The 12,671-nt window shown below is 65.6% G+C and carries 14 protein-coding genes; 4 read left to right on the top strand and 10 right to left on the bottom strand.

Features of this window, described 5'->3' with window-relative positions; genetic code table 11:
• Nucleotides 1–105 precede the first annotated feature (105 nt).
• The 5 genes from fusA to PPZ50_RS07235 form a co-directional block, all read right to left on the bottom strand.
• On the bottom strand, nt 106–2,199 hold the full coding sequence (gene fusA / locus PPZ50_RS07255) for an elongation factor G (RefSeq protein WP_066689630.1): 2,094 nt from the start codon (nt 2,197–2,199) through the stop codon (nt 106–108).
• Nucleotides 2,200–2,294: 95 nt separating this feature from the next.
• Nucleotides 2,295–2,765: a 30S ribosomal protein S7 gene (gene rpsG / locus PPZ50_RS07250; protein ID WP_066689748.1), complete on the bottom strand. Its 471-nt coding sequence runs from the start codon at nt 2,763–2,765 to the stop codon at nt 2,295–2,297.
• Nucleotides 2,766–2,862: 97 nt separating this feature from the next.
• Entirely contained in the window at nt 2,863–3,234 is a 372-nt protein-coding gene (rpsL, locus tag PPZ50_RS07245; RefSeq protein WP_066689749.1) for a 30S ribosomal protein S12, read from the bottom strand.
• Between the two features lie 287 nt (nt 3,235–3,521).
• Nucleotides 3,522–3,794, bottom strand: a complete 273-nt coding sequence (locus PPZ50_RS07240) for a hypothetical protein (protein ID WP_066689631.1) — start codon at nt 3,792–3,794, stop codon at nt 3,522–3,524.
• 60 nt (nt 3,795–3,854) lie between these two features.
• Complete coding sequence (locus PPZ50_RS07235) at nt 3,855–4,289, bottom strand: MAPEG family protein (protein WP_164523813.1); 435 nt, start codon at nt 4,287–4,289, stop codon at nt 3,855–3,857.
• A 69-nt stretch (nt 4,290–4,358) separates the two neighbouring features.
• Here PPZ50_RS07235 and PPZ50_RS07230 point away from each other — a divergent pair, with 69 nt between their 5' ends.
• Both PPZ50_RS07230 and PPZ50_RS07225 read left to right on the top strand, forming a co-directional pair.
• On the top strand, nt 4,359–4,814 hold the full coding sequence (locus PPZ50_RS07230) for a GFA family protein (RefSeq protein ID WP_066689633.1): 456 nt from the start codon (nt 4,359–4,361) through the stop codon (nt 4,812–4,814).
• A gap of 44 nt (nt 4,815–4,858) precedes the next feature.
• Complete coding sequence (locus PPZ50_RS07225; RefSeq protein ID WP_066689634.1) at nt 4,859–5,506, top strand: peptidylprolyl isomerase; 648 nt, start codon at nt 4,859–4,861, stop codon at nt 5,504–5,506.
• Between the two features lie 119 nt (nt 5,507–5,625).
• Here the strand turns inward: PPZ50_RS07225 and PPZ50_RS07220 are convergent, their stop codons facing one another.
• The 5 genes from PPZ50_RS07220 to PPZ50_RS07200 form a co-directional block, all read right to left on the bottom strand.
• Nucleotides 5,626–6,252: a glutathione S-transferase family protein gene (locus PPZ50_RS07220; RefSeq protein WP_066689635.1), complete on the bottom strand. Its 627-nt coding sequence runs from the start codon at nt 6,250–6,252 to the stop codon at nt 5,626–5,628.
• Between the two features lie 44 nt (nt 6,253–6,296).
• Nucleotides 6,297–7,175, bottom strand: a complete 879-nt coding sequence (locus PPZ50_RS07215; RefSeq protein ID WP_241215417.1) for a dienelactone hydrolase family protein — start codon at nt 7,173–7,175, stop codon at nt 6,297–6,299.
• 105 nt (nt 7,176–7,280) lie between these two features.
• A complete protein-coding gene (locus PPZ50_RS07210; protein WP_198158527.1) occupies nt 7,281–7,940 on the bottom strand; it encodes a DUF1013 domain-containing protein in 660 nt (219 codons plus the stop codon).
• A gap of 107 nt (nt 7,941–8,047) precedes the next feature.
• Nucleotides 8,048–8,317 carry a hypothetical protein gene (locus PPZ50_RS07205; protein ID WP_198158518.1) on the bottom strand — a complete coding sequence of 90 codons (270 nt, stop codon included), beginning with the start codon at nt 8,315–8,317 and terminating at the stop codon, nt 8,048–8,050.
• Nucleotides 8,318–8,389: 72 nt separating this feature from the next.
• The gene (locus PPZ50_RS07200) at nt 8,390–9,388 is read right to left on the bottom strand and encodes an NAD(P)H-quinone oxidoreductase (protein ID WP_232307922.1); all 999 of its coding nucleotides are present in this window, start codon (nt 9,386–9,388) and stop codon (nt 8,390–8,392) included.
• A 65-nt stretch (nt 9,389–9,453) separates the two neighbouring features.
• Between PPZ50_RS07200 and PPZ50_RS07195 the strand changes: the two genes are divergently transcribed.
• Together PPZ50_RS07195 and clpA are read left to right on the top strand one after the other, a co-directional pair.
• The gene (locus PPZ50_RS07195; protein WP_066689639.1) at nt 9,454–9,651 is read left to right on the top strand and encodes a DUF1192 domain-containing protein; all 198 of its coding nucleotides are present in this window, start codon (nt 9,454–9,456) and stop codon (nt 9,649–9,651) included.
• A 110-nt stretch (nt 9,652–9,761) separates the two neighbouring features.
• The gene (gene clpA / locus PPZ50_RS07190) at nt 9,762–12,080 is read left to right on the top strand and encodes an ATP-dependent Clp protease ATP-binding subunit ClpA (protein WP_066689640.1); all 2,319 of its coding nucleotides are present in this window, start codon (nt 9,762–9,764) and stop codon (nt 12,078–12,080) included.
• Nucleotides 12,081–12,671 lie beyond the last annotated feature (591 nt).

Below are 12,671 nucleotides of genomic sequence, written 5' to 3'. Positions count from 1 at the left end.
AGAGGACGACGAAGTAAATTCGCCGTCGGTCGGAGCGGTCGTGGGACCGCTCCGCCGGCCGGCCTTTCGGCGTCTCGGAGCTAAGCTGGCTTAGCCCCGTGCGCCTCAGGCCATCTTCGCCTTGACCTCATCCGCGACGTTCTGCGGCACTTCGTCATAGTGCGAGAACTGCATCGAGTATTGCGCGCGGCCCTGCGTGAACGAGCGGAGCTGGTTCACATAGCCGAACATGTTGGCGAGCGGGACCATCGCTTCGACGGTCTGCGCGTTGCCGCGGCTGTCGGTGCCCTGGATCTGGCCACGACGGCTGTTCATGTCGCCGATGACGTCGCCCAGATAGTCTTCCGGGGTCACGACCTCGACCTTCATGATCGGCTCGAGCAGCTTGATGCCGGCCTTCTGCGCCGCTTCGCGCATCGCGCCGCGGGCGCAGATTTCGAACGCCAGCGCCGACGAGTCGACGTCGTGGTACTTGCCGTCGATCAGGTGCACTTCGAAGTCGATGATCGGGAAGCCGATCAGCGAACCGGTCTGTGCCGTCTCGCGCATGCCCTTTTCCACCGACGGGATATATTCGCGCGGGATGTTGCCGCCCTTGATCTCGTCGAAGAACTGGTAGCCCGAACCACGCTCGCCGGGAACGACCTTGACCTTCACTTCGCCGAACTGGCCCGAACCACCCGACTGCTTCTTGTGGGTGTAGGTCAGCTCGACCGGCTTGGCGAGATATTCGCGATACGCCACCTGCGGCGCACCGACATTCGCTTCCACCTTGAATTCGCGCTTCATGCGATCGACGAGGATTTCGAGGTGAAGTTCACCCATGCCCTTGATGATCGTCTGGCCCGATTCATGGTCGGTCGACACACGGAACGAGGGGTCCTCGGCAGCCAGGCGGTTGAGCGCGATGCCCATCTTTTCCTGGTCCGCCTTGGTCTTCGGCTCCACCGACAGCTCGATCACGGGTTCCGGGAACTCCATGCGTTCCAGGATGATCGGGTTGGCCGGATCGCACAGCGTATCGCCGGTCGTCGTTTCCTTCAGGCCCGCGATGGCGACGATGTCGCCCGCACGCGCCTCGTCGATGTCCTCACGCGAGTTCGCGTGCATGAGGAGCATACGGCCGATCTTTTCCTTCTTGTCCTTCACCGAGTTCAGGTACGAACCCTTGGTGAGGGTGCCCGAATAGATGCGGGCGAAGGTCAGCGAGCCGACGAACGGATCGTTCATGATCTTGAACGCCAGCAGCGACAGCGGCGCGGTGTCCGACGCCGGACGCGAATCCGGGGTCTCGCCGTCGAGCTTCACGCCCTGCACGTCCGGAATGTCCAGCGGCGACGGCAGATAGTCGACGACCGCGTCAAGCAGCGGCTGCACGCCCTTGTTCTTGAACGCCGAACCGCACACGATCGGCACGAAGTTCATCGCCAGCGTCCCCTTGCGGATCAGCTTCTTGAGGTCGGCGACCGACGGCTCGTTGCCTTCGAGATAGGCTTCCATCAGGTCGTCGTCCTGCTCGACGGCCATTTCGATCAGGTCGCTGCGATACTTCGCAGCCTTTTCCTTCATGTCTTCCGGAATGTCCTGATATTCGAACTTCGCGCCCAGCGACTCTTCGAGCCAGATGATCGCGCGGTTCTCGACCAGGTCGACCAGGCCCTTGAAGCCGCCTTCGATACCGATCGGGAGATACAGGACCGCCGGACGCGCACCCAGACGCTCGATGATCGAATCGACGCAGAAATAGAAGTCGGCGCCGGTGCGGTCGAGCTTGTTGACGAAGCACATGCGCGGCACGCCGTACTTGTCGGCCTGACGCCACACGGTTTCCGACTGCGGCTCGACGCCGGCAACGCCGTCGAAACAGGCGACCGCACCGTCGAGCACGCGCAGCGAACGCTCGACTTCGATGGTGAAGTCGACGTGGCCGGGGGTGTCGATGATGTTGATCAGGTGCTCTTCACCCTTGCCCTCTTCCGCACGCCACTTGCAGGTGGTTGCCGCCGAGGTGATGGTGATGCCGCGTTCCTGCTCCTGCTCCATCCAGTCCATGGTGGCGGTGCCTTCGTGCACTTCGCCGATCTTGTAGGACTTGCCGGTGTAGTAAAGAATACGCTCGGTGGTGGTCGTCTTGCCGGCGTCGATGTGCGCCATGATGCCGATGTTACGATACCGTTCGAGCGGATGGCTGCGGGCCATGATCGTGCTTCCTTAGCAATGTGGGGAGCGAGGCATGACGCCCGCTCCCCACGATATAGGCGGTTAGTTCAGCGGTGAAAAGCCACCGCCTTTGCTTACCAGCGGTAGTGCGAGAAGGCGCGGTTCGCTTCCGCCATGCGGTGCGTGTCTTCGCGCTTCTTGACGGCGTTGCCGCGGTTGTTGGCAGCGTCCATCAGCTCACCCGACAGGCGCGCCGACATGGTGTTCTCGCTGCGGTTGCGGGCCGAGGCGATCAGCCAGCGGATGGCGAGTGCCTGGGCGCGTTCGAAGCGGACTTCGACCGGGACCTGGTAGGTCGCACCACCGACGCGGCGCGAACGCACTTCGATGTTCGGCTTCACGTTGTTCAGCGCATCGTGGAACACGCCCAGCGGATCGCGCTTCGCACGGGCTTCGACGGTTTCGAATGCCGAATAGACGATGCCTTCGGCGACGGACTTCTTGCCGTCCAGCATCACCGAATTCATGAACTTGGTCAGAACCTCATCCCCGTATACGGGATCAGGCAGGATTTCCCGCTTTTCGGGACGACGACGACGAGCCATCAGATATTCCTTCAATCTTCAGCCGGTTCCCGAACCTGTCGGGGGCTTACTGGGGGTAGATGGACCTCAGGCCGCGCAGAAGCTGCGCGGCACGGGATCACTTCGGACGCTTGGCGCCGTACTTCGAACGCGACTGGCGGCGATCCTTGACACCCTGCGTATCGAGCACGCCGCGCAGGACGTGGTAGCGAACGCCGGGAAGATCGCGCACACGACCGCCGCGGATCAGCACGACCGAGTGCTCCTGGAGGTTGTGGCCTTCACCCGGAATGTAGCTGATGACTTCGCGGCTGTTGGTCAGGCGGACCTTGGCCACCTTGCGCAGCGCCGAGTTCGGCTTCTTCGGGGTCGTCGTGTAGACGCGGGTGCAGACACCGCGCTTCTGCGGGTTCTGGTCCATCGCAGGGACCTTCGACTTGGCCTTCTGCGGTTCGCGGCCCTTGCGGACCAGCTGGTTGATCGTCGGCATGAAGCCCTTCACCTTATCTTGCGGTTACTTTGCCGGAGCCGTTCCTGTCAGAAATGCGCAAAGGCCACGTGGGCGCAAACCCTCGGGGCCGATGTCTCCAGCAATGTTCAGCTCTTTGAACCCACATGCAGGCCAGTGACGGCTACGACGCCGACCCAGCGGGACGCGCGGCCTATACCGATCCGCCCCCGCGCGGTCAATGGTGCTGGGCGGACACCCGAATGCCAAACGGACGGCAAGGCCCCTGCCCTGCCGTCCGCCGTCACAGCATTCCGATCGCCGGGCGATCAGTTCATGCTGTTGCCCATCGTCGCGTTCATCGCGTCGGGCGTGTTGCCCATCATCGCGTCGCCGGCGGTCGTGACCGAATTGGCTTCGGTCTCCATCGGATTGATCGCGATCATCTCGTTGCCGACCTCGCCGTCGTTGCGGAAGGCGGCATTGGCATAGACGTCGTTCGACACGACGTTCGCATCGTTGGTCGTCACGATTTCCTGTCCGCCGCACGCGCCGAGCAGCGCGACGAGTGGCAGGGCGGCAGCGGCGGCGAAACGGGTCATCGGTTTGTCTCCAGCGGTTCGGCGGTCCAACGTCGCGCGGTGCCGTCGCGTTCCGGTCCGTCAGCGCGCCGAGAAGCCGGTATCGATCGCAAAGCCGACCCACATCGCCGCCAGCACCGCATGCGACGCGACGAAGAACAGGAAGCGCGGCCGCACCCGGCCGTCGATATGCGCGATGCTGTGCCCGGCGCGCAGCGCGACATAGACCCAGGCGAGCGAAACCTGCGCCAGCGTCGCGAGCCCCGTGATCAGCAGCAGCGGGACCAGCGCGAAATAGAGGACCGGCATCTCGAACAGGTTGGCGAGATTGGCGGCGGGCCGTTCGACCGGGCGGAAATAGGCGCGACTCGCCTCGCTGTCGACTAAGTCGGTCGCGCGGGGCCGCTGCCGCCGCATATGGCCGAAGCGCGCCTGTACCAGCGTCAGGCTGACCAGAAAGATCAGCGCGACGAGCGCGAAGCTCGGCCACAGGATCGCCCGCGTCATCATCGTCATCACCCCCATTTGCCCGGCCCGCCGCACAACCTATACCGATGCGACCTGTTGCGCCAACGGAGCGATGCGATGCCCCCTGCCCTGCCGATCGACGGGAGCTGCCGCTGTGGCCGGGTGCACCTCCACATCGATGCCGCGCCGATGATGACGATGGCGTGCCATTGCCGCGGATGCCAGCGCATGTCCGGCAGCGCCTTCTCGTTGACGCTCGCGGTGCCGAGCGCCGCGCTGACCGTCACCGGCGATACCGTCATCGGCGGGCTGCATGGCGAACAGGTCCGCCACCATCATTGCGACCATTGCAAGGGCTGGCTGTTCACCCGCATCGAACCCGATCCCGGCTTCACCAATGTTCGTGTCGGCGTACTCGACCGGCCGGAAGCGTTCGCGCCGTTCATCGACACCTGCGTTGCCGAGGCGCTGCCCTGGGCGACGACGCCCGCGCGCCACCGCTATCCGGGCTTTCCGCCGCCCGAGGCGTTCGGCCCGCTGCTGGCGGAATATGCCGCGATGCGGACGGACTGACGCGGCGCTTCCGCCCGGCGGCGAGCGGCGATAGAAGCCGCTCCATGCGTATCCTGTTCGCCCTGTTGCTGATGGCGCTCGCGCCCGCCGCCCACGCCCAGTCCGCCACCCGCGCCGCGCCGGGCTATGTCCGGGTGAAGATCGACACCAATGTCGGGTCGATCATCGTCGCGCTGGACGTCAAACGCGCGCCGGCGACGTCGAAGAACTTCCTCGCCTATGTCGATGACGGTCGGTTCGACGATACCGACTTCTACCGTTCGGCGCGGCGCAAGGCCGATCCGAAGCTGGGCTTCATCCAGGGTGGCATCCGCACCGATGCCCGCCGCATCCTGCCGCCCTTTCCGCACGAACGGACCGACCGCACCGGCGTGAAACATGTCGACGGCGCGATCTCGATGGCGCGGCGCCCCGAGGCCAATTCGGCGGGCGGCAATTTCGTGCTGCTGGTCGGCGCGATGCCCAGCATGGACGCGAAGGACGACTTCGCCGGCTATGCCGCGTTCGGCCGGGTCGTCGGCGGCATGGACGTGGTCAAGCGCATCCTCGCCAGGCCGACCGGCGGCGGATCGGACGCGATGAAGGGGCAGATGATCCTCGACCCCATCCGCATCCTGCGCGCCCGGCGACTGGACGGAAAGCCGCAGCCGACCGGCCAGCCGAAGGTGTGGCTGATCGGCGTGCGGCGGTAGTTGGACCGACGCCCGTTGCAAATCGTCGCCCCAGCGAAGGCTGGGGCCTCCCGCGGCGAGGCGCGCGCGCCTTTACCGGGAGATTCCAGCCTTCGCTGGAATGACGTACTGGTCGATACTCACCCCGCCGCCTGCATCTCCGCCATCGCCGCATCGTCCAGCTCGCTCGCCCGGACATGCGCCGGACGGTCGGCCAGCCGGGCGGCATAGGCCAGGAACGCATCGCGCTTCGGCAGCGTACCGAACTGCGTCCCCCACATCACCTGCGACCCGACATAGACATCGGCGGCGGTGAAGCGGTCGCCCGCGATATAGGGGTGCGCCGACACCGCCGCCTCCAGCACGTCGACCACCCGGTCGTAATCGCCATAGCCGACCATCCGCTGCTGATCGTCGGTTGGCACGACGCCCAGCGAGCGGTTGGTGACCGCCTGCTCGACCGGCCCCGCCGCGAAGAACAGCCAGCGATAATAATCGGCATGTTCGCCCGCGACCGGTGCAAGACCGGCGTCGGGAAAGGCATCGGCAAGATAGGCGCAGATCGCGGCACATTCGGTGACGACATGACCGTCATGGACGATCGCCGGCACCTTCCCCATCGGGTTGATTGCCAGATAGGCGTCGGCCTTCATCGTCCCGCCATAGCCGAGCATCTCGACATCATAGTCCGCGCCAACCTCCTCCACCATCCAGCGCGCGATCCGCCCGCGCGACATCGGGTTGGTGTACAGCGTCAGTCCGGCCATGGGGCATCTCCTCCAAATCATTGGAACGAAGGTGGAACATCTACCTATTTGGCGTCAAGCTCGTGACGCAGAAAGGCGATGGTCCGATCCCAGGCCAGTTTCGCCGCAGCAGCATCGTAGCGCATCGCAGAGGTGTCGTTGTTGAACGCATGGTCGACCCCGGGATAGACATGCGTCGTCGCGGTCTTGCCGGCCTTGCGCAGCGCCTCGCCCCACGGGATCGCCGTCGCATTCACCCGCGCATCCTTCTCCGCCAGCTGCAGCATCATCGCCGCGCGCACCTTCGGCGCTTCGGCCGGATCGGGGGCCGGCCCGTAATAGCTGACTCCGGCCGACAGCAGCGGATCGGCCACCGCCAGCCGGTTGACGAACGCCCCGCCCCAGCAAAATCCGACCGCGCCGGTCTTCAGTCCCCGGCGCTCACCCCGCGCCTTGGCGAGATACGCCCTCGCCTGCGCGAGCGCGACGTCATAATCGATCGTGCCGATCATCGCGCGGGCCTTGTCCTCGTCGGCTGGCGTGCCGCCCTGCGGCGCGAGCAGATCGGGGGCAATCACCCGGAAGCCGGCCAGCGCGACCCGTCGCGCGACATCCTCGATATGGGCGTTGAGCCCGCGATTTTCGTGGATGACCAGCACCAGCGGCAGCTTGCCGCCGCCCTTGGGCGCTGCGAAATAGGCGGTGGCGGGATGCCCCGCCTCGGTCCCGCTCGCCTTCGCGACATCGAGCCGGCCGTCACTCGCCGCGACCTGCTGCGCGGCGGCGGGCGACGCGGCGATGCCGGCGATCAGCGCCTCGGCGGCGGCCGCCGATCCGGCGAGTGCGACCATCTGCGCCATGAAGGTGCGGCGGTCGTGATGCTCATGGGTGAAGGCGTCGTACAGCGCGATGGCGCGGGCGTTCAGGTCGTCGGACATGGGCATGGCACTCCGCTTCGGAAGGGTGCAGCCTAAGCCATTGCCGCCGATACGCAAACGGCCCGGCCATCGCGGGATGGCTGGGCCGGCAATGCCTTCGGGTGAAGCGTATCAGCGCTTGAACGGGTCGAAGAAGCTCGACGGCTCGGCCGATTCGCCGCGCTCGGCCAGTTCGGCGTCGCGCGCCGCCTGGGTCCGCTCGTTGCGCAGCTGTTCGATCAGCGCCTCGCGGTCCCCTTCCAGCCGTGTGTCGGTCGGTGCCTCGATGCCGGCGGCCTTCGCCGCCTTGCCGACCAGCGCGTCGAGCTCGCGCTGCGAACACAGGCCCAGCGTCACCGGGTCCTTCGGCGTGATGTTGGCGATGTTCCAATGCGTCCGGTCGCGGATCGCGGCGATGGTGGTGCGGGTCGTGCCGATCAGCTTGCCGATCGCGCCGTCGCTGATTTCCGGGTGGTTGCGGATGATCCAGGCGATGCCGTCCGGCTTGTCCTGCCGCTTGCTGACCGGGGTGTAGCGCGGCCCCTTGGTCCGGCGGACCTGCTCGGGACCCTTCTGCATCACCAGGCGGTAATCGGGGTTCTTCTGCCCCTTCTCGATCTCTTCCATCGTCAGTTCGTGCGCGCGCACCGGGTCGCGACCGGTCAGCTTGGTCGCGGCGGTGTCGTCGGCGATCGCCTGCACCTCGAGGACGTGCAGGCCGCAGAAATCGGCAATCTGCGGAAAGGACAAGGCGGTATTGTCGACCAGCCAGGAAGCGGTCGCGTGCGGCATCAGCGGCTGGGCCACGACGGGTCTCCGAAATAGAAAGGGCCGCCCAAACCGAGCGGCCACGTTGGGTCCGATGTAGTCCGGGCAGCCGAACTAGGCAAGACCGCCGTTCAGCGGGGGCACAGGTCGTACAACCGGACCCGCTGGGCACGCGTCATCCGGTCGCGCAGTTGCCATAGCTGCGCGCAATCCGCCTCGTGCTTCCTCTGGGCGGCACTCTTGGGCGGAACACCCCGCCGCAACCGCGCGGCGTCCCGCTCGGCGTGGCCGCGCATGGTGGCAGACAGCAACTGTCCCTGTGCGGTCACGACCGGGTCCATCTGTGCCGCCGCCGGAACTGCGCTCGCCATCGCAACCAGGCCGAGGATCGTTCGCATCACCACTCTCCCAAAGGAATGGCGATCGACTACCGCGGCCGACCCCGGCCCGCAGCAGCACCGCGTCGGACCGGTCTATTCTAGGGTCAGCACGATCTTCCCGACATGATCGCCCGCTTCCATCCGGCGATGCGCATCGGCGGCTTGTTCCAGCGGGAAAGTCCGGTCCATGACCGGGCGCAGCCGCCCTTCGGCGACGTGCGGCCACACCGTGCGCGACAATTCGTCGGCGACCATTTCCTTGAACGCCGCATCGCGCGGGCGCAGCGTCGATCCGGTCAGCGTCAGGCGGCGGCGCATGATATCCCATAGCGGCACCGTGGCGCTCGCCCCGCCCTGCACCGCGATCGAGACGTGGCGACCATCCTCGGCCAGGCACTTGATGTTGCGCGGCACATAGTCGCCGCCGACCATGTCGAGCACGACGCTGACGCCCTTCCCGCCGGTGATCTCCGCCACCCGCTCGACGAAATCCTCGGTGCGGTAGTTGATCGCATGTGCCGCCCCCAGATCGCGGGCGGCCTTCGCCTTCGCATCGCTGCCAACGGTGACGATGACGGTCAGCCCGAACAGCTTGCCGAGCAGGATCGCCATGGTGCCGATGCCGCTGGTGCCGCCATGGACCAGCACGCTGTCGCCCTCCGCCGCGTAGCCGCGCTCGAACAAGTTGGTCCACACGGTGAACAAGGTTTCGGGCAGCGCCGCCGCCTCGACCATCGACAGCCCGTCGGGCACCGGCAGGCACTGCCCGGCCGGCACCGCGACATACTCGGCATAGCCGCCGCCCGCGAGCAGCGCACAGACCGGCTGCCCCACCAGATGCGCGTCACCCTCGTCGCCGACCGCGACGACATGGCCTGCGACCTCCAGCCCGGGGATGCTCGGCGCGCCGGGCGGCGGGGCATAGCCGCCGGTGCGTTGCAGGACGTCGGGGCGATTGACGCCGGCCGCGGCCACCCGGATAAGCACCTCGCCGGGACCCGGCCGCGGGGTCGGGCGATCGACGACGACCAGCACCTCCGGACCTCCGGCTTCCGTCGGATCGATCGCACGCATCGCCGCTGGTACGTCCATAACGCTCATCCCCCTGTCTCCGGCGTTATTGACATCGCCAGCCGTAGGGTCAACGCTGCATCGTGATGGAACCCGACGAAAATGTTAACCATGTTCGTGGCAACCTGCTGGCCATGGTGCTCGCCGAGGATCTGGACCCGCTGTCGGTCGACGAACTGACGAAGCGTATCGCCGCGCTGGAGCGCGAGATCGAGCGATGCCGCGCGCGGATCGAGCGAGCCAATAGCCACCGTGCCAGCGCCGACGCGCTGTTCCGGTCATGAGATGTTCCGCCCCGCTTGATGCCGGGCGGCGGCATACCGACATTGGGGGAGACCCGGGATACCGGGACGCAGGGCCGGCGCGTTCTCGCCGGCCGACCGGAGTGAACTGAATGCCATCCTTCGCATCCGCACTGGAATCCACGCTGCACAAGGCGCTCGAGGCCGCATCCTCGCGCCGGCACGAATATGCGACGCTCGAACACCTCCTGTTCGCGCTGACCGACGATGTCGATGCGGCCAAGGTGATGACCGGCTGCGGCGTCGACCTCGACGAACTGCGCGCGACCGTCGCCCATTATCTCGACACCGAACTCGACACGTTCAAACTCGACGCCGCGACCGACCCCTCGCCGACCAGCAGCTTCCAGCGCGTCGTGCAGCGCGCGATCCTGCACGTGCAGTCGTCGGGCCGTGACGAAGTGACTGGTGCCAATGTGCTGGTCGCGATGTTCAGCGAGCGCGAGACCTATGCCGTCTATTTCCTGCAACAGCAGGATATGAGCCGCCTCGATGCCGTCAGCTTCATCAGCCACGGCGTCGGCAAGGGCGGATCGACCGCCACCGAAACCCCCGCGCCCAAGGGTGCCGAGGAAAAGGAAAGCCCCAAGGCTGCCGATAAGGGCAAGAACGAGAGCGCGCTCAAGCAGTTCTGCGTCGACCTGAACGAGAAGGCGAAGACCGGCAAGGTCGACCCGCTGATCGGCCGGTCGGCCGAGGTCGACCGCACCGTGCAGATTCTCTGCCGCCGTTCGAAGAACAACCCGCTCTATGTGGGCGACCCCGGCGTCGGCAAGACCGCCATCGCCGAAGGCCTCGCGCGCAAGATCGTCGAGGGCGACGTGCCCGAAGTGCTGCTGCCTGCGGTGATCTATTCGCTCGACATGGGCGCGCTGCTCGCCGGCACCCGCTATCGCGGCGATTTCGAGGAACGGCTGAAGCAGGTCGTGACCGAGCTGGAAAAACTGCCCCACGCGGTCCTCTTCATCGACGAAATTCACACCGTCATCGGCGCCGGCGCGACCAGCGGCGGGGCGATGGACGCGTCGAACCTGTTGAAGCCCGCGCTGTCGGGCGGACAGATTCGCTGTATCGGCTCGACGACCTACAAGGAGTTCCGCAACCACTTCGAAAAGGATCGCGCGCTGCTGCGCCGGTTCCAGAAGATCGACGTGAACGAACCCTCGGTCGAGGATACGATCAAGATCCTGACCGGCCTGCGCACGGCGTTCGAGGAGCATCACAAGGTCAAGTACACCCCCGATTCGATCAAGTCGGCGGTGGAATTGTCGGCGCGCTACATCAACGACCGCAAGCTGCCCGACAAGGCGATCGATGTGATCGACGAGGTCGGCGCGATGCAGATGCTGGTGCCGGCGCCCAAGCGGAAGAAGACGATCACCGCCAAGGAGATCGAGGCGGTCATCGCGACGATGGCCCGCATCCCGCCAAAGACCGTGTCGACCGACGATACCCGCGTGCTCGCCAATCTCGAACTCGACCTCAAGCGGGTGGTGTTCGGGCAGGACGACGCGATCAAGGCGCTGTCCTCGGCGATCAAGCTGTCGCGCGCCGGCCTGCGTGACCCCGACAAGCCGATCGGCAACTATCTCTTCACCGGCCCCACCGGCGTCGGCAAGACCGAGGTCGCGCGTCAGCTGTCGGAGATCATGGGCATTCCGCTCCAGCGCTTCGACATGTCCGAATATATGGAGCGCCATTCGGTCAGCCGGCTGATCGGTGCCCCTCCGGGCTATGTCGGCTATGACCAGGGCGGCCTGCTGACCGACGCGATCGACCAGCAGCCGCATTGCGTGCTGCTGCTCGACGAGATCGAGAAGGCGCATCCCGACCTGTTTAACATCCTGTTGCAGGTGATGGACAACGGCAAGCTGACCGACCACCACGGCAAGACCGTCGATTTCCGCAACGTCATCCTGATCATGACGACCAATGCGGGCGCATCGGACATGGCCAAGGAATCGATCGGCTTCGGCCAGATCGACCGCGAGGACGTGCAGGAGGAAGCGGTGAAGAAGCTCTTCACCCCCGAATTCCGCAACCGCCTCGATGCGATCGTGCCGTTCGGCTATCTGCCGCCGGAAGTCGTCGCGCGCGTCGTGGACAAGTTCATCCTCCAGCTCGAACTCCAGCTGGCCGATCGCGGCGTCCATATCCATCTGGACGACGAAGCGAAGACGTGGCTGACCGAGCGCGGCTATGACAAGCTCTACGGCGCACGGCCGATGGGCCGCCTGATCCAGGACAAGATCAAGCAGCCGCTGGCCGAGGAGCTGCTGTTCGGCAAGCTCGTCCATGGCGGCGAGGTGAAGGTCCGGTTGAAGGACAATGCCCTCGCCTTCGAAATGACCCCCGCCGCGCCCAAGAAACCGCGCAAGGGCGGCAAGACCAAGGCCGCCGCCGGCGCCTGACACGACTCCGCCCCGTAGAGCGATCTACGGGGCGGTTTTCGTTTAGATCCAATGACATGAACTCTACCCGTTTGTGCTGAGTAGGGGCTGAGCTTGTCGAAGACCCGTATCGAAGCATCTGTGGCAGTCCTTCGATACGCCCCTTCGCCAAGCTCCAGCGGCTACTCAGGACGAACGGCTATGCCTGAAGTCATCATGCTCTAAGGCCGGATGCCACCTGCTCGCGTCATCCCGGCGAAGGCTGGGGTCCTTCCTGCGTTAGCGCAAAACGATCGCCCACGATGACCCTTTCCTACAATTCGCGGCATCGTCATGATCGCTGGCGCTCTTTCCAACGGAACACGCCACGCCGCCGCCGAATGGCCAAGTCCACGCAACGCACGCACTGCGCACGAGTGTGAACTTAGTGAACTTTGAAACGCCTCTGTCCGGTAACTCCTTGTAATCATTACACGAAACCGTTCGGTTCGAGCAGCTTCGAGCTTGTCGAGAAGCGACCGTCGAGAACACGCCTTCCGGACCATAAGCTCGCCCGGATACTCCCGTCACTCCCACGCAGGCGGGAGTCCCGATGCGCCAGCGTCGCGAAGC

Source organism: Sphingomonas hankookensis (genome assembly GCF_028551275.1).
Taxonomy (GTDB): Bacteria; Pseudomonadota; Alphaproteobacteria; order Sphingomonadales; family Sphingomonadaceae; genus Sphingomonas; species Sphingomonas hankookensis_A.
Note: the sequence above shows the minus strand (reverse complement) of the source record. Positions and strands in the feature narration are given on the sequence as shown.